This is a genomic window from Candidatus Accumulibacter aalborgensis (assembly GCF_900089955.1).
Taxonomy (GTDB): domain Bacteria; phylum Pseudomonadota; class Gammaproteobacteria; order Burkholderiales; family Rhodocyclaceae; genus Accumulibacter; species Accumulibacter aalborgensis.
Map to the genome: position 1 here is coordinate 1 of NZ_FLQX01000029.1, position 3979 is coordinate 3979.

Sequence of the window (3979 nt, forward strand, 5' to 3'; positions counted from 1 at the left end):
AAGGAGAAGCCGGCGGCGGCGCCGCCGCCGGTAGTGGAAGTGGTGACGGTGGCGCAGCAGGACGTGCCGATCTACATGGAATGGATCGGGTCGCTCGACGGCAACGTCAATGCCGTCATTCGTCCGCAGGTGACCGGCTACCTGATCAAACAGAACTACCGCGAAGGTGACCTGGTGAAACAGGGGCAGCCGCTGTTCGAGATCGACCCGCGCACCTTCGAGGCCGCCGTCGATGAGGCCAAGGGACTGCGCGCCCAGCAGGCGGCGCGCTACGAAACGACGCGCGCCAACCTGGCGCGCATCAAACCGCTGGCGGCGATGAACGCCGTCAGTCAGAAGGACCTCGACGACACCACCGGCGCCGACCTGTCCGCCAAGGCCTCGCTCGAAGCCGCCGACGCTTCATTGCGCACCGCGAAGCTGAATCTGGCTTTCACCAAGATTGCCTCGCCGGTCACCGGCATAGCCGGAATCGCCAAGGCGCAAATCGGCGACCTCCTCAGCCCGAGCATGCCGACCGAACTGACCACGGTATCGACCGTCGATCCGATCAAGGTCTATTTCAACATCAGCGAGCGCGAATACCTCAAGATTGCCGGCGAGAGAACGGCCGCCAGCAAGCCGAAGCCGCTCGCACTGATCCTCATCGACGGATCGTTCTATCCCCAGCCCGGAACCTTCTTCGTACTCAACCGGCAGGTAGACCCGAGCACCGGCACCTTCAAGGTCGCCGCGCTGTTCCCCAACCCCGACAACCTCCTCCGCCCCGGCCAGTACGGCAAGGTACGGGCCACCATGTCGGTCGACAAAGGCGCGCTGCTCGTGCCCCAGCGTGCGGTCACCGAAATCCAGGGCAAGTACCTGGTCGCGGTCGTCGCTGCCGAAAACAAGGTCGACATCCGTCCGGTGAGCGTCGGTGAGCGCATCGGTTCGGACTGGATCATCAGCCAGGGACTTCAACCCGGCGACCAGATCATTGCCGAAGGAACGCAGAAAGTCCGCCCGGGAATGACCGTCAATGCCAAACCCTTCGTTCCCGCCACCCCGGCCAAGCCGGCCGCACCGGCACCGGCACCGGCACCGGCACCGGCAAACAAAGGGTAAGCGACATGTCGAAGTTCTTCATCAACCGGCCGATCGTGGCCATGGTCATCTCTATCCTGATGACCATCATCGGCCTGGTCGCCATGGCCGGACTGCCGACCGCCCAGTTCCCGAACATCGTACCGCCCGAAATCAAGGTCACCAGCACCTACACCGGTGCCGACGCGCTGACCGTCGAACAGGCGGTGGCCACGCCGATCGAGCAGCAGATGTCGGGCGTCGACAACATGAACTACATGTATTCGATCAACGCCAACAACGGCCAGTCGACGCTGACCGTAAACTTCGCACTGGGCACCAGCGCCAACACCGACCAGTTACTCGCCCAGATGCGCGAAGGCCAGGCCGAGTCGCAATTGCCCGCGGATGTGCGCAACTACGGCGTCACCGTCGCCAAATCGACCTCCTCGCCGTTGATCATGTTCGCGCTCTACTCGCCCAACGGCAGCTACGACAACGTCTTCCTCGCCAACTACGCGTATATCAACCTCAATGACCAGATGACGCGGGTCAAGGGAATCGCCAGCGTCACCGTCTTCGGCGCCGGCCAGTATGCGATGCGGCTGTGGGTCAGGCCCGATCAGTTGGCCAAGCTGAACATCACCATTCCCGAAATCATCAACGCGGTCAACAACCAGAACACCGTCAATCCGGCGGGAACGATCGGTGGCGAGCCGGTCCCGCCAGGCCAGGAGTTCACTTACGCCGTACGCGCGCAAGGCCGCTTGCAGAGTTCCGAAGAGTTCGGCAACATCGTCCTGCGCGCCAACCCAGACGGGTCGATCGTTCGCGTCAGAGATGTCGCGCGCATCGACCTCGGCGCGCAGACCTACAGCCAGCAGGGCCGGCTCAACGGCAAACCCGCGGCGCTCATCGCGCTCTACCTGATACCGGACGCCAACGCCCTCGCTTCCGCCGACGGCGCCAAGAAGCTGATGGAGAAGCTCAAGGAGAGTTTCCCGCCCGACCTCGATTACGTCATCGCCCTCGACACCACGCTGTCGGTCACCGAAGGGATCAAGGAGATCCAGCACACGCTGATCGAAGCGCTGGTGCTGGTGATGATCGTCGTCTTCGTCTTCCTGCAGGGCTGGCGGGCGACGCTGATCCCGCTGCTGGCCGTCCCGGTGTCGCTGGTCGGCACCTTCATGCTCTTCCCGATGTTCGGCTTCTCGATCAACACCCTGTCGCTGTTTGGTCTGGTGCTGGCCATCGGCCTCGTCGTCGACGACGCCATCGTCGTCGTCGAAGCCGTCGAGCACCATATCGAGCACGGCCTGTCACCGAAGGACGCCACGCTCAGGGCCATGCAAGAGGTCACCGGGCCGGTGATCGCCATCGCCGTCATCCTGGCCGCCGTCTTCGTGCCAACCGCCTTCATTCCGGGGATTACCGGCCAGCTCTACCAGCAGTTCGCGGTGACCATCGCCATCTCGGTGATCATCTCGGCGTTCAACGCGCTGACCCTGAGCCCCGCCCTCTGCGCGCTGCTGCTCAAGCCCAAGGTCAAGGGCAGCGGCCCACTGCAGAAATTCTACGACTGGTTCAACAAGGTGTTTGGCCGCGTCACCAGCGGCTACGTCGGCGTCTGCCGGATCGCCATCCGCAGGAGCCTGATCAGCCTCGTCTTTCTGGTCGCCGTCACCGCGGGAGCGGGTTTCTTTGGCAAGCTGGTCCCCACCGGCTTCCTGCCGGATGAAGACCAGGGTTACGTCTATGCCGGGATCCAGCTCCCCGACGCCTCATCGCTGCAACGCACGGCGGAAATCGCCCGTCAGGCCGAAGAGCTGATCATGAAGGTGCCGGGCGTCAAGTACACCTCCACGGTCATTGGCTACAGCATGCTGAGCCAGGTGACCAATACCTACAGCGCGTTCTTCTTCATCACCCTAGAGGACTGGGCCGCGCGCAAGAAACCCGAGGAGCAGTACACCGCGATCAAGGCCGCACTGACGCAAAAACTCGGCGGCATTCCTGGCGCCATCGGTTTCGCGTTTCCGCCGCCGGCCATCCAGGGAGTCGGCACCTCGGGCGGAGCGACCTTCATTCTCGAGGACCGCGCTGGAAAAGACATCGCCTTCCTCGCCGAGAACACCAGCAAGTTCCTCGAAGCCGCGAAAAAGCGCCCCGAACTCGCCGGCGTTTCGAGCACCTTCCGGCCAACCGTGCCACAACTGTTCATCGACGTCGATCAGGACAAGGTGCTCAAACAGGGGGTCATCCTCAGCGACGTGTACAAGACGCTGCAGAGCTTCCTGGGCAGCGGCTTCGTCAACTACTTCAACCGCTTTGGTCGCCAGTGGCAGGTCTACGTCCAGGCCGAAGGTGACTACCGCACGACCATCGAGAATGTCGGCCAGTTCTACGTGCGCAACAACAAGGGAGAAGCGGTGCCGCTGTCGGCGCTGACCTCGATCCGCACCATCGCCGGACCGGAATTCACGATGCGCTACAACCTCTACCGCAGCGCGCAGATCAACGCCTCGGCGGCGCCCGGTTACAGTTCGGCGCAGGTCATGCGCGCGCTCGAAGCGGTCTTCGCCGAAACCATGCCCAGCGACATGGGCTACGACTACATGGGCATGTCGTACCAGGAGCAGCAGGCCGAGCAGGGAATCTCACCGGCGGTCATCTTTGGCTTCTCGCTGCTCTGCGTCTTCCTGATCCTGGCGGCGCAGTACGAGAGCTGGTCGCTCCCCTTCTCGGTGCTCCTCGGTACGCCGATCGCCATCGCCGGCGCCTTTTTTGCGCTGCTCTTGCGCGGCCAGGAGCTCAACGTCTATGCGCAGATCGGTCTGGTGATGCTGATCGGCCTGGCGGCCAAGAACGCGATCCTGATCGTCGAGTTCGCCAAGATGGAGTACGAGAAGGGCGA

General features: G+C 63.1%; 2 protein-coding genes. Both read left to right on the plus strand.

Annotated elements, in window-relative coordinates; translation table 11 throughout:
• Positions 1–1104 (plus strand): efflux RND transporter periplasmic adaptor subunit (locus tag ACCAA_RS02940; protein WP_186405759.1); only part of this gene is annotated, 1104 nt, incomplete at its 5' end.
• A gap of 5 nt (positions 1105–1109) precedes the next feature.
• On the plus strand, positions 1110–3979 hold a 2870-nt coding region (locus tag ACCAA_RS02945; RefSeq protein ID WP_186405760.1), incomplete at its 3' end, for an efflux RND transporter permease subunit.